This window comes from Alkalihalobacillus sp. MEB130 (assembly GCF_032335535.1).
Lineage (GTDB): Bacteria > Bacillota > Bacilli > Bacillales > Bacillaceae_D > Halalkalibacter.
Genome location: NZ_JAOANA010000038.1, coordinates 1 through 20,034, shown reverse-complemented (window position 1 = coordinate 20,034; position 20,034 = coordinate 1). Strand labels below are relative to the sequence as shown.

Annotated in this window: 18 protein-coding genes, 1 tRNA gene, 2 rRNA genes, 1 other RNA gene and 1 other annotated feature; of the genes, 6 read left to right on the top strand and 16 right to left on the bottom strand. The window is 39.8% G+C overall.

The window, feature by feature from the left end; all coding sequences use genetic code 11:
• The 10 genes from N0O92_RS22610 to N0O92_RS22565 form a co-directional block, all read right to left on the bottom strand.
• Positions 1-263, bottom strand: a 16S ribosomal RNA gene (locus N0O92_RS22610); the annotation flags it as partial.
• A gap of 354 nt (positions 264-617) precedes the next feature.
• Complete coding sequence (locus N0O92_RS22605) at positions 618-881, bottom strand: pro-sigmaK processing inhibitor BofA family protein (RefSeq protein WP_315617220.1); 264 nt, start codon at positions 879-881, stop codon at positions 618-620.
• Positions 882-955: 74 nt separating this feature from the next.
• The gene (locus N0O92_RS22600) at positions 956-1,177 is read right to left on the bottom strand and encodes a YaaL family protein (protein ID WP_315617218.1); all 222 of its coding nucleotides are present in this window, start codon (positions 1,175-1,177) and stop codon (positions 956-958) included.
• 34 nt (positions 1,178-1,211) lie between these two features.
• Complete coding sequence (recR, locus tag N0O92_RS22595; RefSeq protein WP_315617216.1) at positions 1,212-1,808, bottom strand: recombination mediator RecR; 597 nt, start codon at positions 1,806-1,808, stop codon at positions 1,212-1,214.
• A 12-nt stretch (positions 1,809-1,820) separates the two neighbouring features.
• Positions 1,821-2,132, bottom strand: coding sequence for a YbaB/EbfC family nucleoid-associated protein (locus N0O92_RS22590; protein ID WP_315617214.1), 312 nt, complete (start codon positions 2,130-2,132; stop codon positions 1,821-1,823).
• A 19-nt stretch (positions 2,133-2,151) separates the two neighbouring features.
• On the bottom strand, positions 2,152-3,840 hold the full coding sequence (dnaX, locus tag N0O92_RS22585; RefSeq protein ID WP_315617212.1) for a DNA polymerase III subunit gamma/tau: 1,689 nt from the start codon (positions 3,838-3,840) through the stop codon (positions 2,152-2,154).
• A 180-nt stretch (positions 3,841-4,020) separates the two neighbouring features.
• Positions 4,021-4,286, bottom strand: an RNA gene (ffs, locus tag N0O92_RS22580) — signal recognition particle sRNA large type.
• Positions 4,287-4,379: 93 nt separating this feature from the next.
• Positions 4,380-4,859, bottom strand: a complete 480-nt coding sequence (tadA, locus tag N0O92_RS22575; RefSeq protein ID WP_315617210.1) for a tRNA adenosine(34) deaminase TadA — start codon at positions 4,857-4,859, stop codon at positions 4,380-4,382.
• Between the two features lie 75 nt (positions 4,860-4,934).
• Positions 4,935-5,027 (bottom strand) — tRNA-Ser (locus N0O92_RS22570).
• A 111-nt stretch (positions 5,028-5,138) separates the two neighbouring features.
• Entirely contained in the window at positions 5,139-6,761 is a 1,623-nt protein-coding gene (locus N0O92_RS22565; RefSeq protein ID WP_315617208.1) for a glutathione ABC transporter substrate-binding protein, read from the bottom strand.
• Between the two features lie 357 nt (positions 6,762-7,118).
• On the opposite strand from N0O92_RS22565, the gene N0O92_RS22560 reads away from it, so the two are divergent.
• From N0O92_RS22560 to N0O92_RS22545, 4 genes are read left to right on the top strand one after another with little or no spacing between them, the layout of a single operon-like run.
• The gene (locus N0O92_RS22560; protein ID WP_315617207.1) at positions 7,119-8,015 is read left to right on the top strand and encodes an ABC transporter permease; all 897 of its coding nucleotides are present in this window, start codon (positions 7,119-7,121) and stop codon (positions 8,013-8,015) included.
• A 17-nt stretch (positions 8,016-8,032) separates the two neighbouring features.
• The gene (locus tag N0O92_RS22555) at positions 8,033-8,974 is read left to right on the top strand and encodes an ABC transporter permease (protein WP_315617205.1); all 942 of its coding nucleotides are present in this window, start codon (positions 8,033-8,035) and stop codon (positions 8,972-8,974) included.
• Positions 8,975-9,009: 35 nt separating this feature from the next.
• Positions 9,010-10,059 carry an ABC transporter ATP-binding protein gene (locus tag N0O92_RS22550; protein WP_315617203.1) on the top strand — a complete coding sequence of 350 codons (1,050 nt, stop codon included), beginning with the start codon at positions 9,010-9,012 and terminating at the stop codon, positions 10,057-10,059.
• The gene (locus N0O92_RS22545) at positions 10,034-11,044 is read left to right on the top strand and encodes an ABC transporter ATP-binding protein (RefSeq protein ID WP_396334570.1); all 1,011 of its coding nucleotides are present in this window, start codon (positions 10,034-10,036) and stop codon (positions 11,042-11,044) included. The genes N0O92_RS22550 and N0O92_RS22545 overlap by 26 nt, the downstream gene beginning before the upstream one ends.
• Positions 11,045-11,413: 369 nt before the next feature.
• Here N0O92_RS22545 and serS read toward each other — a convergent pair whose 3' ends face one another.
• From serS to guaB, 5 genes are all read right to left on the bottom strand, one after another.
• Positions 11,414-12,694, bottom strand: a complete 1,281-nt coding sequence (gene serS, locus N0O92_RS22540) for a serine--tRNA ligase (RefSeq protein ID WP_315617199.1) — start codon at positions 12,692-12,694, stop codon at positions 11,414-11,416.
• 80 nt (positions 12,695-12,774) lie between these two features.
• Positions 12,775-12,993 (bottom strand) — a binding site (T-box leader).
• Position 12,994: 1 nt separating this feature from the next.
• Positions 12,995-13,573 carry a pyridoxal 5'-phosphate synthase glutaminase subunit PdxT gene (gene pdxT / locus N0O92_RS22535; RefSeq protein ID WP_315617197.1) on the bottom strand — a complete coding sequence of 193 codons (579 nt, stop codon included), beginning with the start codon at positions 13,571-13,573 and terminating at the stop codon, positions 12,995-12,997.
• A 32-nt stretch (positions 13,574-13,605) separates the two neighbouring features.
• The gene (gene pdxS / locus N0O92_RS22530) at positions 13,606-14,490 is read right to left on the bottom strand and encodes a pyridoxal 5'-phosphate synthase lyase subunit PdxS (protein ID WP_315617195.1); all 885 of its coding nucleotides are present in this window, start codon (positions 14,488-14,490) and stop codon (positions 13,606-13,608) included.
• Between the two features lie 150 nt (positions 14,491-14,640).
• Positions 14,641-15,933, bottom strand: coding sequence for a D-alanyl-D-alanine carboxypeptidase family protein (locus N0O92_RS22525; protein ID WP_396334572.1), 1,293 nt, complete (start codon positions 15,931-15,933; stop codon positions 14,641-14,643).
• Between the two features lie 229 nt (positions 15,934-16,162).
• Positions 16,163-17,620 (bottom strand): IMP dehydrogenase, encoded by a 1,458-nt coding sequence (gene guaB, locus N0O92_RS22520; RefSeq protein WP_315617193.1) that lies wholly within the window; start codon positions 17,618-17,620, stop codon positions 16,163-16,165.
• Positions 17,621-17,756: 136 nt separating this feature from the next.
• On the opposite strand from guaB, the gene N0O92_RS22515 reads away from it, so the two are divergent.
• Both N0O92_RS22515 and N0O92_RS22510 read left to right on the top strand, forming a co-directional pair.
• Positions 17,757-18,704 carry a YaaC family protein gene (locus N0O92_RS22515; protein ID WP_315617191.1) on the top strand — a complete coding sequence of 316 codons (948 nt, stop codon included), beginning with the start codon at positions 17,757-17,759 and terminating at the stop codon, positions 18,702-18,704.
• Positions 18,705-19,059: 355 nt separating this feature from the next.
• The gene (locus tag N0O92_RS22510) at positions 19,060-19,323 is read left to right on the top strand and encodes a hypothetical protein (RefSeq protein ID WP_315617190.1); all 264 of its coding nucleotides are present in this window, start codon (positions 19,060-19,062) and stop codon (positions 19,321-19,323) included.
• A 600-nt stretch (positions 19,324-19,923) separates the two neighbouring features.
• Here N0O92_RS22510 and rrf read toward each other — a convergent pair.
• Positions 19,924-20,034 (bottom strand): 5S ribosomal RNA (rrf, locus tag N0O92_RS22505); the annotation flags it as partial.

The following is a 20,034-nucleotide window of genomic DNA, read 5'->3' as shown; positions in this document are numbered from 1 at the left end:
CCAACTAGCTAATGCGCCGCGGGCCCATCCTGTAGTGATAGCCGGAGCCATCTTTTAACCTAAGATCATGTGATCTCAGATGTTACCCGGTATTAGCACCGATTTCTCGGTGTTATCCCGATCTACAAGGCAGGTTGCCCACGTGTTACTCACCCGTCCGCCGCTAACGTCATAAGAGCAAGCTCTTAGTCAGTCCGCTCGACTTGCATGTATTAGGCACGCCGCCAGCGTTCGTCCTGAGCCAGGATCAAACTCTCCATAAAAGTGTTTGAGTTTCATCACTTTAGTGACGGAACATAGCTCAAAATGTATCGCTAACGATACTTCATCATTTTTAATAAAATGATGAGAAAAAAATGACGAGATATCATGTATCTCTATTTCGCTTGGCTTTTGTTCAGTTTTCAAAGAACTCGTTTGTCGTTTTAGCGACTTAAACATCGTAACAAATTGAACAAATTATGTCAACCTGTTTTTTTGGAAGTTTTCAAATTCGTTTTAGCGACAAGAAATAATATATCATAAATAAAAAGCTAAAGCAACCACTAAAACAAAAAAAGATTGAACTGCAATAAAAACAGCTCAACTTAGATGAAACAACATGCAAGTCTTCTTAATTAAATAATAAATTGTTTTACTAAAATAAGCAAAACAATACCTGGTACACCGAGTAAGCCAGAGATAGCAGCCGTAACTCCATTAATCGGTATGTGAAAATCAATAAAAGACCCAAACGTATTTACAAAAAAGAGCATTAAAGCACCAATTACAAACTTGACTGCAACATTCCCGAGAAAGCGCACAGGCTTCATCGGTGCACCAACTACTAACAAGATCACAACTAAGCCTGCTAGTATTGAAATTAAAACAATCGGATCCATACTGTCACCTCTTTACTTTATAAGCTTGTCTTATTTCATACCTATGCTCAAAAAACAAAAAAAGAACAAACTGCTTATCGCAGTTCGTTCTTATTAATCTGGCGTTCTCTAGCTTCTCGTAACAAAAAAGAGTAAATGGACTCTGTTACTTTCGTTCGATTTTGCACATCTTCTGATGGATCAATGCTTCTTTTAATGAGTTGTTTTTCACTATCAAGCTTCATTTTTTGATCCTCTAAAATGGTTAATAACAGAGCGTTTTCTAATTTACGAAGTTTTTGTTTTCTACGGAACAAGATATAGTCCACCTTATCATTTATTCTTTAAGTTCTATAATTCTCTACGTCCTTCTATCGCTCTTGAAAGCGTTACTTCATCGGCATACTCAAGATCTCCTCCAACCGGAAGGCCATGTGCAATGCGTGTCACTTTTATCCCTGTTGGTTTCACAAGTCTCGATATATACATCGCCGTCGCTTCACCCTCGATTGTCGGGTTCGTTGCGATAATCACTTCTTGAATGGTATCATCTTGCAGTCTTTTTAACAGCTCAGGTATTTTAATATCTTCCGGCCCGATTCCGTCCATAGGTGAAATCGCCCCTTGGAGAACATGATAGTCTCCTCGGTATTCTTTCATTTTTTCCATTGCGATGACATCTTTCGCCTCTTGGACAACACAAACTATCGACTTATCACGATGCTGATCCTCACATATTCGGCAAGGGTCCGTATCCGTAATATTGTAACAGACCGAACAGTACGTAAGATTCCGTTTGGCATTTACTAACGCCTTAGCAAAATCAAGCACATCATCTTCTTTCATATCTAAAACAAAAAAAGCCAGGCGGCTAGCCGTTTTTGGTCCGATACCTGGCAATTTCATAAATCCTTCAATTAACTTAGCTATTGGTTCAGGATACTGCAAATTGTTTCCCTCCTAGAACATTCCAGGAATATTCATTCCTTTTGTGAACTTACCCATATCTTGTTCTACAAGTTCATCCACTTGTTTTAACGCTTCGTTCGTTGCAGCTAAAATAAGATCTTGAAGCATTTCGACATCATCAGGATCTACTACATCTTCAGAAATTTTTACGTCCAAAATACGCTTATCGCCACTAGCTACAACCGTTACCATTCCGCCACCAGCTGTAGCTTCAACTGTCTTTTCTTTTAACTCCTCTTGAGCCTTCGCCATTTGTTTTTGCATTTTTTGCATTTGCTTCATCATATTTCCCATGTTTTTCATTGTAAAATCCTCCTTGTTATTATGAATCACTTATTTCGATTAAATCCTCACCAACCAACTTAACAGCCTCATCTATTAAAGAATCACTTTCAGACTTTTCATCTTTACTAGATCCTTTTTGTTCAGCAACATAGTCTTCTTTCACTTGTTCCCAATGAGAATGAAGGAGCGTTGCGAAAGATGACTGCCCATTAAGAGTTTCCTGAAGAATGGCTTCTAATACGTCTCGAAACTTCGTATCCATCATATCACGATGCATTTCATTTTGAAACGCTAGAACAACAGTTGTAGCAGAAGAAGCAACCGGTTTACAGTCACTCAACCAAGCATGCGCAGGAACACTTTTCACTTTTGTACGTTCCATCACATCACCCCACCTGGAAGTAACCAGTTGTAAGTGTCTCTTATCCGCTTCTTTTAACGTCTCCTTTACCTTAGCTGTTGACGTCCGCGCTTGCGCTGGTACTTTTTTGACACGCCGTTGTCTAGGAGCTTGATTTTCTTCAGGCGAAGTTACAACATTCCCTGATTGAACATTTTCTAACTTTTTCTCAAGTGTAGAAATTTTCATTTTTAATTGTTCAACCTCGTCAGTCGAGATAGATGTAGGAACATCTGCTTTCGTTTGTTGATTCACTAATTTTAATATAGCTAATTCCAAAAAAATCTTTGGGTGAGCAGACCACTTCATTTCTTGTTGACTTGCATTTAGCGATTCAATCGCACCATACAACCAGTTGCTCTCTACTTTATCGGACAATTCTTTGAAAAACTGATCAACTTTTGCCCTTTCTAATAAACCTTCTGCCGATGGAGCATTTTTATATAAAAGCAAATCTCTAAAATAGTAAATTAAATCTTCAACAAAACGAACCGGATCTTTCCCGTCTTGCAAGAGTTTTTCTAACTGACCGAGCGCAGCTAGCGTATCTCCTGCCTCTATAGATGAGACAACATCTGTTAAAGCTTGTTGTGATACAGCACCGGTAACAGCTAACACATCATCAAGTTGAAGCTTATCATCAGCAAAAGATATTGCTTGGTCTAATAGACTAAGCGCATCCCGCATTCCACCTTCAGCAGCTCTAGCAATCATAAAAAGAGCATCTTCATCCGCCTCAACTAAATCATGAGATAAAATATGCTGCATTCTAGCAACGATGGCATGATTCGTAATTCGTTTAAAGTCAAAACGTTGACACCTCGAAATGATCGTAAGAGGAATTTTGTGAGGTTCTGTCGTAGCAAGAATGAACAACACGTGCCCTGGCGGCTCTTCAAGTGTTTTTAATAAAGCATTAAACGCACCTGTAGATAACATATGTACTTCATCTATAATATACACCTTAAAACGAACTTCACTCGGTGCAAACTTTACTTTGTCACGAATGTCGCGAATTTCATCTACACCATTGTTAGAGGCTGCATCAATTTCAATTACATCCACTATCGAACCAGTTGTGATCCCTTTACAAGCAGCACATTCATTACAAGGTTCTGCAACAGGCGCTTTTTCGCAGTTGATCGCTTTGGCAATAATTTTAGCCGCACTTGTTTTTCCTGTACCACGTGGACCAGAGAACAAATAGGCGTGGGATAATTTTTGTTGCATTAACGCATTTTGTAACGTTTTAGTGATGTGCTCTTGTCCAACGACATCTTTTAACTGCTGTGGTCGCCACACACGATAAAGCGCTTGATAACCCAATCCCACTTCCTCCTCTCCTAAAAAACACTCACTTTCATTATAACGATTCCGCAATAGTTTTTAAAGTACCATGTAGAGGGTCAGACCCCGGGGAATTATTTCCCGGGGTCTGACCCCTTACAAAAGCAATAAAAAAAGCAACTACGCGAACGTAATTGCTTTTTATATAAAAAATTAATACCGTGCACCCTCTGTTGATAATGCCACCACAAGCGTTACCTAAGCAGTTAGCTCGGCCCAGGCGACTCCACGGCACACGGAAGGGGCCACTTACTGCTGCTTCCTTCCGGACCTGACAGGGTTCATGGGTTTCCGTTGCGTGGAACCCAAGCGTCAACACCACTTACTTAGGGCAGACCCTGCGGTGACAAAACCTCGAGAGGGGATTCAGCCTCGCTACAGCGGATTGCGAGTACAGGGCACCGCTACCTCCCCGCCTAGCACGGCAAATTTAATAACATTGTTAATACGTCTTACCGACGCAATACCTAGTATAGATGGTTTGAAATAAAAATGCAACAGTAACAAAATGGAAACAGTCAGTTCCCTTGTTTAAAAAGCTTCTTTCTTTGTCGTAACGCACGGAAGAAAGTCGTTAAAATGGAGCTACATCTCTCTTCAAGACAACCTGATATAACTTCCAATTGATGATTAAACCTCGGTTCATTAAGGAGGTTCATTAATGTGCCCGCACAACCAGCCTTTGGATCACTCGCTCCAAAGACAACTCTTTCAATACGAGATTGAATAATCGCTCCAGCGCACATCGGGCAGGGCTCTAACGTAACATACAATGTACATCCAAGCAAACGCCAACTCTCTAATTGTTCACAAGCTTCATTAATAACAGCAATTTCAGCATGAGCCAAAGCCTGTTGATCAATCTCTCTTCTATTATGAGCTCTGGCAATGACTTGATCATCTTTTACAATTACAGCTCCAATCGGAACTTCTCCTAAAATTTCAGCTTTTTTCGCTTCTTCTAAAGCCACACTCATCCACTTATCATGATTATCCAAAAAACTCTCACTCCACTCAGTAAGAATAAAAAAACAAAAAACACTGCCACTTCTGGTAGTGTAACATTTTATGTATGGAGGAGGAAGAGGGATTCGAACCCCCGCGCGGTTTGACCCGCCTGTCGGTTTTCAAGACCGATCCCTTCAGCCGGACTTGGGTATTCCTCCGTGTGACTGACAAAATTTATTTTATTACATAACAAACAAAAAAACAAGTACTTTTTCCAAAATAAAAAAATAAGATAGCTCACTCGAAAAAGAGTGAGCTATCTGTCTCTACTATTGTAGAGTTACATCTTGAAGCATTAGAATTCCAGTTGGGTGCTGCCATAAACCTTGAACACTATCACTAACACCTAGAAGGAATTGTTGGTGATGGATGTAAAGCATTGGAGCTTCTTCAACAAGAATTTCTTGTGCATCTTTATAAAGAGCTGCACGCTCAGCAGGATCTGGGTTTTGACGAGCTTGATCTAATAGCTCATCAAGTTCCGGATTGCTAAGGAATGTACGGTTACCAGGCTCACCGTGGTTGTCAGAATGGAATAATGCGTACATACCATAGTCAGCATCACCTGTTACAGTAGACCAACCAAGAACGAACATATCATGCTCACCATTTGCAGTATTCTCTAGGTAAGCACCCCACTCTACCACTTCGATACTAACATCAATACCGATTTTTTCTAACTCAGCTTGAACGAAAGTAGCAGCGTCAACACGCTCACGGTTATCGTTTGTCCAAAGAGTAGTTGAGAAACCATCTTCGTAACCAGCTTCAGCTAAAAGAGCTTGAGCTTCTTCTACGTTATATTCAAGACCTGAAACAGTCTCATCGTAACCAAATACGTCTGGAGCTAAAGGACCGATAGCTGGGATACCAGCGCCATCATAGATACCTTCAATGATTGCATCTTTGTTAATCGCTTTAGAAATCGCTTGACGAACTAACGGGTTATTAAAAGGTTCTTTTTCTACATTAAATCCAATATAAGATAATGAAACACTCGGCTGACGGTTAACATGAATACCATCAGTACCTTCTACACGTGAAACGTCAGAAGGGCTTAGCGGATCAGAAATGTGCGCTGCACCTGTTTCAAGTTCAGCAATACGAGTTAAATCTTCTGGAACTACTTTGAATGTTACAGAATCAAGCTTAGCATTCTCGCCCCAGTAATCTTCGTTACGTACTAATTTGATTTCAGTACCAGGAGTCCAAGAATCAAACTTGAAGTATCCAGTACCTACAGGGTTTTCACTAATTTTACTACCTGGCTCAGCGCCACCTTCCATTGCTTCGTAATCTGCAGCGATTAATTCACCAGAGATCATTCCACCACCATTGTGCGCAAGGTGTGCAGGAAGTGGAGCAAAAGGAAATTCAGTTGTAATACGAACTGTATACTCATCAACAACTTCAACATCAGTAATCATATTGAAGATAAATTGACGAGGAGAAGCAACTTCAGGATCAAGGATACGATCTAAGTTAGCTTTAACAACTTCAGCAGTGAAATCAGAATCATCATGGAATTTTACACCTTCACGAAGGTAGAATTCCCAAGTAAGATCATCAATCATTTCCCAGCTTTCAGCTAGTCCTGGTTGAAGTTCCATGTTTTCATCTTGCTCAACAAGTGCTTCGTAAATGTTTTGAGCAACGTTAGATGATGGCGTGTCGTTTGAACCATGTGGATCAAGCGCTACAGCATCAGATAGGTTAGCAATTACTAAATCGCCACCTTCTCCACCTTCAGTTGTACCTTCAGTACCTTCTGCAGCCTCTTCTCCTTCAGCAGGAGCTGGAGTTGCATCTGGCTCACTTGCACATGCAGCCATAAATACACTGAATGCTAGTACAAGAGCCAAAAAGAAAAACGAATTTTTTGACACTTCCATCAAAAAATACCCCCTATTTGTCTGTGTTATTTTGTAAAACCATTATTACTATATCGTAATGATTAAAATATTACAAGTTCTTTTTATTCAGAAAATATTTTGGTAGAAAACTTGACAGCGTAATCATTTTTTGACAAATTTTTCAGTTGATTTGTCTTATGTATTTGATTTATACGCCTTGTAATCTACTATATATAATAGAAGTTACTATATTCACATAACAATATTTCCATTGTAAATACCGCTCAGCATGTTATAATTAGAATTTGTGAAATAGTATTGATCTTGTCGAATAAAGTCGAATTTTCAGACTTTTTCACAAGGTAAAAATAAAACTTAAAGGAAAGGGTGTATGTTATGAGCGAACAATCTATTAACAACGCTGAAACATCAAGTCGGCCTCCTAGTCCAACTGCTCAAAGATGGAAAAGCTTCTACAAGAAACTACGTAAAAATAAAGCAGCAATGGTTGGTGGCTTACTCATTATCTTCTTTATATTAGTTGCTATTCTAGGGCCTGCATTTACTCCATATGAACCAAATGTTCAAAACCATGTGAACAAACTTGCTAGTCCATCATCTGAACATTGGTTTGGAACGGATCATCATGGTCGTGATATTTTTAGTCGAATTATACACGGTATGTCGATTACTCTTTATGTTGGATTCTTCTCGGTTTTAATCGGAGCAACTGTCGGTATCTTCTTAGGTGTTATTTCAGGGTACTATGGTAGACAAGTGGATACAGTTATTATGCGTTGCATGGATATTCTACTTGCTTTCCCTGGTATTTTACTTGCACTAGCTATTGTTAGTGTTCTAGGCGGTAGCTTACAAAATGTAATTATAGCTGTTGGTATTTTCTCCGTACCTGTTTTTGCACGTATTGTTCGTGGATCAACACTTGCGGTTCGTAAACTAGAGTATATTGATGCAATGAGGGCTTTAGGAGCTAGTGATGCAAGGATTATTTTCAAACACATCCTTCCTAATGTAACTTCTCCACTTATTGTACAAGGTACATTAAGTATCGCTACTTCCATTCTAACAGCGAGTGGATTATCATTCCTCGGAATGGGTGCTCAACCACCTACTCCTGAATGGGGAGCGATGTTAAGTGGTGGTCGTAACTATATGTGGGATGCTCCACATGTTGCGTTCTTCCCTGGTATTGCAATTGTCATAGTTGTACTAGCTTTCAATATATTTGGTGATGGCCTGCGTGATGCGTTAGATCCTAAGATGAAAAACTAGAAAAGAGGTGCGAAAATATGTTTACTTTTATCATTCGTCGTCTTATACAGACGATTCCCGTTTTATTAGGTGTTACCATATTAACATTTAGCTTGATGCACCTCATTCCTGGTGATCCAGCTCAAATCATGGCAGGTGAAAGTGCTTCTCCAGCCCAAATTGAACAGATGCGTGAACGATTGGGACTTAACGAAGCCATTCCTGTTCAATATGCAAAATATGTTTCAGGTGTTGTTCAAGGTGACCTTGGAAATTCGATTCGTAGTGGTCGTGCTGTAGCTGATGAAATTTCAGGACGTTTCTGGGTAACAGTTGAGCTTGCGATATATAGTACGATTTTAAGTGTCTTTATTGGTTTAATTGCTGGAGTAATTTCAGCTACAAAACATTACACGTTAACTGATGTTGTTATTATGATTGTCGCGTTATTTGGTTTATCAATGCCAAACTTCTGGCTTGGTTTAATGTTAATTCAATGGTTTGCAATAGGTATGGATATAGGACCTATTAACACAGGTTGGTTTGCAGCTTCTGGTTGGGGTTCATGGCAACAAATTGTTTTACCTGTTATTACATTAGGAACTGCAGGTGCCGCTATCATTGCTCGTATGACTCGTTCAAGTATGCTTGAAGTAATTGGTCAAGATTATATTCGTACTGCACGTGCAAAAGGGGTAAATGAACAAGTTGTTATTTATCGTCATGCGTTAAAGAACGCTATGATTCCAGTTGTTACTGTAGTTGGTCTTCAATTCGGTTCATTACTTGGTGGAGCCGTTCTAACTGAGATGGTTTTTGCTGTTAATGGAATGGGACGTCTTATTATCGACGCAATTCGTGCTCGTGACTTCCCAATTGTACAAGGAACAGTTCTTGTATTCTCATTATTATTCGTAGCCGTTAACTTACTTGTAGATATAGCGTATCGCTTCTTAAATAAACGTATTGATCTGAACTAATAAGTGGTAGAAAATTTGAGAAAGGTGTGAACCTTATGACGACAAAGATCGATAACAGGAATGAGACAATTCTTGAAGTTCGTGACCTCCGCACTTCGTTTTTCACGGAAAGCTTTGAGGTTAAAGCGGTCGACGGTGTCAACTTTTCTGTACCAAAAGGAAAGACACTAGGAGTTGTTGGTGAGTCTGGCTCTGGTAAGAGTATTACATCACTTTCAATCCTTCGATTGATTCAAAACCCTGGTAAAGTTGTGGGCGGTCAAGTTCTTTTTAAAGGAACCGATCTTCTAGAAAAAACAGAAGCTCAAATGCGTAAGATTCGTGGAAATGAAATCTCGATGATTTTCCAAGAACCAATGACTTCATTAAATCCTGTCTATACTGTCGGACAGCAAATTGGTGAGGCATTCCAAATTCATGAGAAGCTTAACAAGAAAAAAGCAATTGAACGTTCGATTGATATGTTAAAACTTGTTGGAATCCCCTCTCCAGAACAACGTGTTCATCAATATCCACACGAATTGTCTGGTGGAATGCGTCAACGTGTCATGATTGCAATGGCTTTAGCCTGTAATCCTGAGTTGTTAATTGCCGATGAGCCAACAACAGCACTAGACGTAACGATTCAAGCACAAATTCTAGAACTAATGAAAGACTTACAAAATCGTTTAGGTATGTCTATTATTATGATTACACATGATTTAGGTGTCGTAGCTGAAACGTGTGATTATGTTGCCGTTATGTACTGTGGGAAAGTAGTTGAATATGCTACAGTCGACGAGTTATTCCGCAATCCTAGACATCCTTATACGGTTGGTTTATTAAATTCATTGCCACGTCACGATGTTGATTTAGAAGATGAAGAATTATCCGTTATTAAAGGGGCTGTACCTAGTCCTGCCGATATGCCAGTAGGTTGTCGCTTTTCACCACGTTGTCCTTATGCAAGTGATATCTGTGTGGAGCGTCTTCCTGAACTTGAAGAAGATGAGAATGGCAACCAAATTCGTTGTTGGATCTACTCTGATGAGTGGGATGGCGATCCGGAGGTGAATGTATATGAAAAAAGAACTACTGAAAGTTAAGGATCTTAAACAATACTTTCCTATTAAAGGTGGTATGTTAGGACGTACAGTGAACCACGTTAAGGCAGTTGATGGTGTAACATTCACTGTTTATGAAGGGGAAACTGTTAGTATCGTTGGGGAATCAGGCTGTGGTAAGTCAACAACAGGACGTGCGATTCTGCGACTTGATGAGCCTACTTCTGGTGAGGTCGAGTTCCAAGGAGAAGATCTACTTTCGCTAAACAAAGCGCAAATGCGTAAAAAGCGTAAAGATTTACAAATCATTTTCCAAGACCCTTATGCTTCTATTAATCCACGTCAAACAGTACGTCAGATTCTTGATGAAGCATTAGAAATACAAAATATCGTCCCAAGATCAGAACGTGATGAAAAAATTCGCGAGTTAATGGCTACAGTTGGTCTTGGTGCTCACCAAATTGATCGTTTCCCACATGAGTTTAGTGGTGGTCAACGTCAACGTATTGGGATTGCTCGTGCATTATCCGTTGATCCTAAATTAATTATTTGTGATGAGGCTGTATCAGCTTTAGACGTATCCATTCAAGCACAGGTAATTAACTTATTAAAAAAATTGCAACGTGAGTTCCAATTAACGTATTTATTTATCTCACATGACTTAGGTGTTGTTCGTCATATTTCAGATCGTGTTATCGTTATGTATCTTGGACGTATCGTCGAGATTGGTGATAAAACGTCTGTATTTGATAACCCTCAGCACCCATATACAAAGGCATTACTTTCAGCTATTCCTGTTCCTGAGCCAGGAAAGAAAAAAGAACGAGTGATCTTAAAAGGGGACGTTCCTTCACCTATTAATCCTCCAGAAGGCTGTCGTTTTCACACACGTTGCCCGTTTGCAACAGACCTATGTAAAACAGACACACCTGAACTTAAAGGTGAGGATTATATGAAAGAAGGCCATCTTGCTGCATGTCATTACATGGACGAGATCGAGTCAGGAAAACGTAAACCTAATTACTAAGGTTCAATCAAAAAACAGACCGATGTTCGGTCTGTTTTTTTATATTTGAAGTAATACATGTTTTTTGTACCAGTTTCTCTAAGGTGCGCGGTGCCAGTGCTGTTACTTCATTACACAAACGACTGTACAGATCTTATTTTATGAAAAAATGTAATTTTACGTTCTATGAGGACAGAGAAGCCTTTATTTTACTTATTCTTCCCACATAAAACCTCATTGTCAGCAAATAGGGGCTATCCTGTCCTTCTATCCCTCTATAATAGGCGTTTTCATCTAAATAACGTCTCTCGTGTCCTTATAACAGACTAGATAGGGTCATCCAGTTGAAACAAAACCGACTGCACATTCATGCAGTCGGTCCTCTATTCTTTACTTCCCTGTAATTCTCTCTACATTCCCCATATATGGGCGTAACACTTTTGGTACTACAACAGATCCATCTTCTTCTTGGTAATTCTCAAGAATTGCTGCCACTGTACGGCCGACTGCAAGACCAGATCCATTTAATGTATGAACAAATTCTGGTTTTGCTTTTGGTTCAGGGCGATATTTAATGTTTGCACGACGCGCTTGGAAATCCTCAAAGTTACTACAAGATGAAATCTCACGGTAAGAATCATTGCTTGGGATCCAAACTTCAATATCGTATTTTTTTGCTGCAGTAAAGCCTAAATCAGCTGTACACATGCTTAAGACGCGATAAGGTAACTCTAAAAGCTGTAACACTTTCTCAGCATGCCCTGTTAACATTTCAAGTGTCTCATACGATTCTTCTGGTTTTACAAAACGTACTAGCTCGACTTTGTTAAACTGGTGCTGACGAATTAATCCTCTTGTGTCACGTCCTGCAGACCCTGCTTCAGAGCGGAAGTTTGCGCTATATGCCGTGTAGGCAATAGGCAATTGTTCTGCTGTTAAAATTTCATCTCTGTGTAAATTGGTGACCGGTACTTCTGCTGTTGGAATAAGGAAATAGTCAAGGCCGTCAATCTTAAAAGCATCTTCCTCAAACTTAGGCAATTGTCCTGTTCCTGTCATACTTGCACGGTTGACCATGTATGGAGGAAGGATCTCTTCATAACCATGCTCATCTTGATGTAAATCCATCATGAAGTTAATTAACGCACGCTCTAAACGCGCTCCAAGTCCCTTATAAAAGACAAAACGACTTCCGGTAACTTTTGACGCTCGTTCAAAATCAACGATTTCTAGGTCCGTTGCAATGTCCCAATGAGCCTTTGTCTCAAAACTAAATGAACGAACTTCGCCCCACTTACGAACTTCCACATTGTCGTCTTCTGTATCACCAACTGGAACACTTTCATGAGGAACATTAGGGATCGTTAAAAGAATGCCTTCTAACTCTTCTTCTGCTTGACGTAGCTGTTCATCTAGAGATTTAATTTTTTCAGATACTTCTTTTGTTTCCTTAATTAAGTGATCTGCATCTTGCTTTTCGCGCTTAAGTTGAGCAACTTCCTGAGATACTTGATTTCTTCTACTTTTAAGCTCTTCTACTTCTACTATAATTGTACGACGCTTCTCATCTAATTCTTCAAAGCGATCAAGACCAGATATGTCTTCTCCTCTTGTAGCAAGCCTCTTTTTTATATCATTAAAATCCTTGCGTAGTCGTTTCACATCTAACATTGGTTTTCCTCCTCTTGTCTTATCTTACCTATTCTACCAAATACCATTGTATAAAAAAAAGCCCTCACCCCTTCTATAAAAGAAGGGACGAGAGCACCCGCGTTACCACCCTTGTTGCAGAGATATTAGGGCGAACTTCCCTAATACCTAACTGCCACTTTAGCAATAACGGCTGCCTACCGAGAAGATTTCATACTTCTACTCCAAGGTGGATTCGATACAAGCGCTGGCCGGTTCACACCCACCACCGGCTCTCTGAGCAGCACGTTGTATGTACTAATCCTTATCTACGCGTTCGTCTTATTGTTTTGTTTCTTCTACAATTGAAACAAAGAATTGATGAAAACGGTGGTCATCTGTAAGCTCTGGATGGAATGAGCAAGCTAAGAAATTACCTTGTCTTGCTGCTACAATTTCATCTCCATATTTAGATAGAACTTGTACATCTTCGCCTACTTCTAAAATAAGCGGCGCACGAATGAACACAGCACGAATGTCTTCTCCCACACCTGTTACGTGAAGATCCGTTTCAAAACTTTCACGTTGACGTCCAAAAGCATTCCGCTGCACTTTCATATCCATTACAGCCAAATGTCCTTCATCTTGTCCTTCAACTTGACCAGCCATTAAAATCGCACCAGCACAAGTACCAAACATAGGCTTACCTGCACCTGCAAATTCTTTTAAAGGCTCGTAGAAACCGTATAAATCAATGAGACGGCGCATCGTAGTACTTTCCCCACCAGGAAGCACAAGTCCATCTAAATCATTTAACTGTTCTACTTTTTTTACAACAATTACTTCTGTATTTGGAGCCTGTAAGCAATTCACATGCTCTCTTACAGCTCCCTGCAATGCTAATACTCCTATTTTAACCATTACTGATCCTTTCCCTTACACCAATCTGGTGATTACCAGCCACGCTCTTGCATGCGCTCTGTTGGGTTAAGAGTCGAAATTTCGATGCCTTTCATTGCTGTTCCAAGTCCTTTAGAAAGCTCAGCAATTAACGCGTAATCTTCGTAGTGAGTTGTTGCTTCAACGATTGCACGAGCAAACTTCTCAGGGTTGTCCGATTTGAAAATACCAGAACCTACGAATACACCATCAGCACCAAGTTGCATCATTAATGCAGCATCTGCAGGAGTTGCTACTCCACCTGCTGCAAAATTAACAACTGGTAATTTACCTGTTTCTTTAATTTGTAGTAAAAGATCAAATGATGCACCAAGGTTCTTCGCCTCTGTCATTAATTCATCTGTAGACATTTGCTTCACTTTGTTAATTTGTCCTTGAATCATACGCATGTGACGAACAGCTTCAACAATGTTTCCTGTTCCTGGCTCGCCTTTTGTACGGATCATAGATGCACCTTCACCGATACGACGAGACGCTTCTCCTAAATCACGTGCACCACAAACAAATGGTACAGTGAAATCACGCTTGTACAAGTGGAACACTTCATCAGCTGGTGTTAATACTTCACTCTCATCAATATAATCAACACCCATAGCTTCAAGTATACGTGCTTCTACAATATGTCCAATACGAGCTTTTGCCATAACTGGAATGGAAACAGCATTTAATACTTCTTCCACAATTGTTGGATCAGCCATACGTGCTACTCCACCTGCTGCACGAATATCAGCTGGTACACGCTCAAGGGCCATAACGGCTACTGCACCTGCAGCTTCCGCAATTTTTGCTTGCTCTGCATTGATAACGTCCATGATGACGCCACCTTTTTGCATTTCTGCCATACCTCTTTTGACTCTGTCTGTTCCTGTTTGACTCATTTTGTATATCCTCCTATACCGTTCTTCTAAAGTTGAATGATTATCCTTCATTAGTATACCTTAAATCGAGTTGTTTCGCATAAATTTTCAGTTTTTATTTTAGCATAAAACGGGGCTCATACAAAATGAGCACCCGTTTTCTACTTTTTATTAAAACCAACCTTTAACTGTATCAGCTACCCCATTCCAAATACCTGAGAAAAATCCACCAATGGAACGAGTTGTCATCGAAAACCAACCAGCTTTTTCAACAGCGGTATCTGTAACAACTGGAACTTCAGCTCGTTGAGATGAATATAAAAATTCTTCATCTTCTTCTCCTGTATAAACAAGAGATAGAGTTCCTACTTCCATACCAGCTTCAAATGGAGCAACAATTTCTGCTTCTTCATTTAAGACACTCTTATCTAGAAGAAGTTCAGTAGCATACATTTCCTCTTCACCATTGCGTACAACCGTCGAAAGAGCATCAACACTTGATATTGTTACTTCTCTTTCTTTCCCAGCAGCTACTGGAAGAATATCTAATCCTTCTGGAGCATATCCAGAATCAATCACTTGCATATGAGTAAAGTTATTAAACCCATGATCTAATAGCTTAGCTGTTTCATTAAAACGGTCATCACGTGTACCTGTTCGCATAACGACTGAAATTAAACGCATTCCATTACGCTCCGCTGTTCCCGTAAAAGCATTTCCTGCTGCAGATGTGTACCCCGTTTTAAGACCATCAACACCATCATAATTATGTTGTGCTTCAATACCTGAAAGCATCCAGTTCCAGTTACGCATTTCTATTTGCTCATCTGGCCCTGCTTGAAATGTTAAAGTAGGAATACTTGCCGTATCAAGAACTTCAGGGTAATCATTAATCAAATGAAAAGCTAATTTTGCTGTTGCGCGTGCAGACATCATATTTTCTGCATTTTCACTTGTTCCGTCTGGATGGTTGCCTAATAAATCAGAATTATTAAGTCCAGTTGAATTAACAAACTCGTAATCTTCTAAACCTAATTCTGCTCCTTTTTCATTCATCATTCGAACAAATTCCGTTTCTGAACCTGAAATTAGCTCAGCTAGAGCAATTGTCGATGCATTGGCCGAATAAATGGCGACGGACTCATAAAGCTCTTTAACGGTATAAGAGAAGTCTTGTCTCAATGGTACATTGGATAAGGCAGTAAATAGAGATAAGTTACGAACATAATCACTAATCGGAACTTCTTGATCCCAACTGATTGTCCCATTGTTAATCGCTTCAAGAATAAGATACTCACTCATCATCTTTGTCATACTAGCAGTTGGTAAAATAGCATCTATATTTTTTTGATATAAAATCTTTCCTGTGTTTGCATCTACTAAAATAGCAGATTCTGCTTGCAAGTCAAAAGCAGCGTTTGTTTTAGTTGGTTGTATAACAAATGTCAAAACCACAATAAACATTAACATAAGTGATAATGACTTTTTAAACAATAGTTGATTCACCTTTTATCCCTCCACCTTTTCACATAGAGGTTATTTTACCATATCTAGTAGAAAAAAAATAGATAAAGAACATGCTTACTATTTACTATTTTTATGTAAAAAAACAACCAATGGTCTAAAGGAGGGCCCCAAAAAAACAGGTGTTCAAAAGAGCAAATACATACTCTTCTAAACACCTGTAAATTACTTATAGAGAATAGTTTGGAGCTTCTTTCGTAATTTGTACATCATGCGGATGACTTTCACGTAATCCTGCACCTGTGATTCGGATAAATTGTCCATTTTCTCTAAGATCATCTAACGTTGCCGTTCCACAGTAACCCATTCCGGCACGAATCCCACCAATTAATTGGTGAATCGTATCATTTAGTGGACCTTTATAAGGAATTCTACCTTCAATTCCTTCAGGTACAAGCTTCTGAGCATTTTCCTGGAAATAACGGTCCTTGCTTCCTTTTTCCATTGCACCTAATGACCCCATACCACGATACACTTTAAATTGACGTCCTTGGTAGATTTCACGCTCTCCTGGACTTTCTGAAACACCAGCAAGTAGACTACCAAGCATTACAGCATGTCCACCAGCAGCAAGTGCCTTTACAATATCTCCAGAGTATTTAATTCCACCATCAGCAATAATCGGCACACCATGTTTTTGTGCTTCTGTAGCGCAATCATACACTGCAGTAATCTGTGGAACACCAATGCCCGCAACAATACGCGTTGTACAGATTGATCCAGGTCCAATTCCTACTTTTACAACATCAGCACCTGCTTCAATTAGATCACGTGTAGCATGTGCGGTTGCAACATTACCTGCAATGATCGTTAAGTCCGGATACTGAGAACGTACATCACGAACTTTATCTAAAACCCCTTTTGAGTGACCATGCGCTGTATCGATAACAATGGCATCTACGCCGGCTTCTACTAAGGCAGCAATACGAATGTCTGCATCTGCAGAAACACCAATTGCAGCCCCAACGACAAGTCGTCCTTGGGCATCTTTTGCCGAATGAGGGAATTCTATGACTTTCTCGATATCTTTGATTGTGATTAAGCCTTTTAAAGTACCTTCTTCATCAACTAGTGGAAGTTTTTCAATTTTGTACTGTTGGAGGATTTTCTCAGCCTCTCTAAGTGTCGTTCCTACCGGAGCTGTCACTAGATTTTCTTTTGTCATTACTTCATCAATTTGAATAGAATAATCTTCAATAAAACGTAAATCACGATTCGTAATAATACCGACTAACTTTTGATCCTCATCAACAATTGGAACACCTGAAATACGATATTTCCCCATTAAATGTTCAGCATCGTATACTTGACGATCTCTCGTTAAATAAAACGGATTAGTAATTACACCACTTTCGGAACGCTTAACAATTTCTACTTGCTCTGCTTGTAGCTCAATCGACATGTTTTTATGAATGATTCCAAGTCCACCTTCACGAGCCATAGCAATAGCCATTTTTGCTTCAGTAACAGTATCCATCCCTGCACTAATAATAGGAATGTTCAGTTGTAGGTTTTTACTAAGAGTAGTTTTTACAGATACATCACGAGGTAAAATTTCTGATTTCCCCGGAATAAGAAGCACATCATCGAAGGTTAATCCTTCTTTTTGAAATTTGTTTTCGAACATAGTTCTGCCTCCCCGAATCGGTTTTTATCGAAAAATATTATTAGTAGCTTATCAAGTGGGCAAACTACTGTCAAGAACGGATATATTGTCCCACTTTTTAGAATATACAGAACTAAAGGAGGATTGTTTCAACTAAATGATGAACGACTTATTTATTCCCTTTTATTCTGCAACATACTCACGAAAATTCCTAACAGACAGATACGAAAATAATGAAATTCCTCAAGCGAAAACAAAGAGCTATCAAGTCTGCTCATCTTTTATGTATCACCTGCAACATGGACAGCTCTATTTCAACCAGGCATCTGCTGCTCCTATTGAAATAAAACCTGTTCTTCTTTTTTATGGAGCCGTTCAACTTTTAAAAGCCTGTATTTTAACGACCGATCCAAGCTATCCTGAAAACTCACAAGTACTTGCACATGGCGTAACCACTCGTAAGCGAAAAAAAGCAACGTACCGATTTTTAGATGATGAAGTCAAAATCCAGAAAAATGGCCTCTTTTCTCACTTTATGAACAAAATGTTTCACATGAAACATTTGGAAGGAGACAAATATCAAATGGTGACGCTATTTCACCATATTGCTGATATGCACCCTTTATTTAAAAGACTGACAAACAAGTCACTCTCTTTTAAAGGAAATGTATATAAAAATACGATACTTCTCTCACCAACGATATTAGACTCTTACCATATGACGGTAAATCGCTTTGAACAGTATTTAGAAGCTAATACAGTACATAAGGGGGCTCAAAAAGTTAAAGTAAGTGAACACAAAGACAGAGTAGAAGTTCAACTTTCAACTCTTCCACCCTCATGGAGTTCTAACCCCTGGCTTTATGATGTTGAAGGCAATATCTATCTCCTTCAAGAAAAGGAACAAAGCAACTCTCATTCCTTACCTGAACTAGCTACTCATTTTTTATTGCTTTATAACTTGAGTATGATTTGCCGCTATGAAGCAGAATGGTGGGGTGATTTAATCCATACATTTGATGGTGTTGATTTTCCATATATCTCACATTATTTGGGGGTAGTTGAACAAAAAGTTCCTAAGATTATTTCAAGTTATTTGGAGTGAAAAGGTTCAATGAATAACATGAAAGAGTCTGATTAGAAACGAACATGGTTATATACGGACCTTATTTCAATAAAATAATTTAATAAGGTTTTTAGATGGAAACAGTGAAGTTCTCGCTCATCCTTTCCCTCCTACAGGGATGATGACCATAAAGTATCTCTTAGGAGAGTATCATGTCGTGTTGCGAAGAGAAAGGTTCACCTTACAGGGGGACATGAGGTAACCTTCGACTTATTCGAAGAAGATGCTTTTCCTGCTTCAATCCTTTCACGTGCAGTCCTATCCTTTTGTGCAGAGCATGCCTCCGCCTGACAACGTTCTGGCTCGCTATTTCTCTTCTACGGGGATGATGGGCATGAAGTGTCTCTTATGTGGATCTCACGTTGTGTTACGAAGAGAAAGGGTTCGGACTCACTTCTTTTCTTCTACAAGGAAGGCAAGTTGTTATTCCATGAAGCATACAAGGTGTGTATGGAAAAAAGAAGTTCGTCTCACAGGGGGACATGGGGTTACTTCGAAGGAGAATATTCACGATGTAACCATCGGCTTAGTCGAAGAAGATGCTGTTTCTGTTGCTCCATTAGAGTCACGTGAATCCTTAACCTCGCCCTTTAAATAGAGCTTGCCCGCCTGGCAATGTCCTGGCTCGCCATTTCTCTTCTACGGGGACGTTTATCACGAAGCTTCTCTCAGAAGAGTCTCTTGCTGTTTTACGAAGAGAAACAGCTCGGACTCACCCTTTCTCTTCTTCGGGGATGATTACCATGAAGTGATTTCTTGGGAGTGTCCCATGTCGTGTTACGAAGAGAAAGGGTTCGTCTCACAGGGGGACACGATGTATTTCAAGTAGCTTACTCACGATGTTACCATTGGCTTATTCGAGGAAGATGCTGTTCCTGCTGCTATGTTAACGTTATGGGGAATCCCTAACCTCACGCCTTCTATATGGAGCGTGCCCGCCTGGCAACGTCCTGGCTCACCCTTTCTCTTCTACGGGGAAGGTTCTTCACGAAGCATTTTCATAGATGTATCTCATGTCGGTCTACGAAGAGAAAGGGTTCGTCTCACAGGGGGACACGATGTATTTCAAGTAGCTTACTCACGATGTTACCATTGGCTTATTCGAGGAAGATGCTGTTCCTCCGGAACAGTGCTCTTCAGCGCCCTTCTACTTTTTATGCACAGAAAAAAGCATTCCATTACGGAATGCTTTTAGGGTGCCTGGCAACGTCCTACTCTCACAGGGGGAAGCCCCCAACTACCATCGGCGCTGAAGAGCTTAACGACCGTGTTCGGCATGGGAACGGGTGTGACCTCTTCGCTATCGCCA

Bases quoted from the DNA above. Each gene is read 5' to 3' on its own strand.
- N0O92_RS22605 (WP_315617220.1), bottom strand. From the start codon at position 881: ATGGATCCGATTGTTTTAATTTCAATACTAGCAGGCTTAGTTGTGATC.
- N0O92_RS22590 (WP_315617214.1), bottom strand. From the start codon at position 2,132: ATGAAAAACATGGGAAATATGATGAAGCAAATGCAAAAAATGCAAAAA.
- N0O92_RS22565 (WP_315617208.1), bottom strand. From the start codon at position 6,761: ATGGAAGTGTCAAAAAATTCGTTTTTCTTTTTGGCTCTTGTACTAGCA.
- N0O92_RS22560 (WP_315617207.1), top strand. From the start codon at position 7,119: ATGAGCGAACAATCTATTAACAACGCTGAAACATCAAGTCGGCCTCCT.
- N0O92_RS22555 (WP_315617205.1), top strand. From the start codon at position 8,033: ATGTTTACTTTTATCATTCGTCGTCTTATACAGACGATTCCCGTTTTA.
- N0O92_RS22550 (WP_315617203.1), top strand. From the start codon at position 9,010: ATGACGACAAAGATCGATAACAGGAATGAGACAATTCTTGAAGTTCGT.
- N0O92_RS22545 (WP_396334570.1), top strand. From the start codon at position 10,034: ATGAAAAAAGAACTACTGAAAGTTAAGGATCTTAAACAATACTTTCCT.
- serS (WP_315617199.1), bottom strand. From the start codon at position 12,694: ATGTTAGATGTGAAACGACTACGCAAGGATTTTAATGATATAAAAAAG.
- pdxT (WP_315617197.1), bottom strand. From the start codon at position 13,573: ATGGTTAAAATAGGAGTATTAGCATTGCAGGGAGCTGTAAGAGAGCAT.
- pdxS (WP_315617195.1), bottom strand. From the start codon at position 14,490: ATGAGTCAAACAGGAACAGACAGAGTCAAAAGAGGTATGGCAGAAATG.
- N0O92_RS22525 (WP_396334572.1), bottom strand. From the start codon at position 15,933: ATGTTTATTGTGGTTTTGACATTTGTTATACAACCAACTAAAACAAAC.
- guaB (WP_315617193.1), bottom strand. From the start codon at position 17,620: ATGTTCGAAAACAAATTTCAAAAAGAAGGATTAACCTTCGATGATGTG.
- N0O92_RS22515 (WP_315617191.1), top strand. From the start codon at position 17,757: ATGATGAACGACTTATTTATTCCCTTTTATTCTGCAACATACTCACGA.
- N0O92_RS22510 (WP_315617190.1), top strand. From the start codon at position 19,060: ATGAAGTGTCTCTTATGTGGATCTCACGTTGTGTTACGAAGAGAAAGG.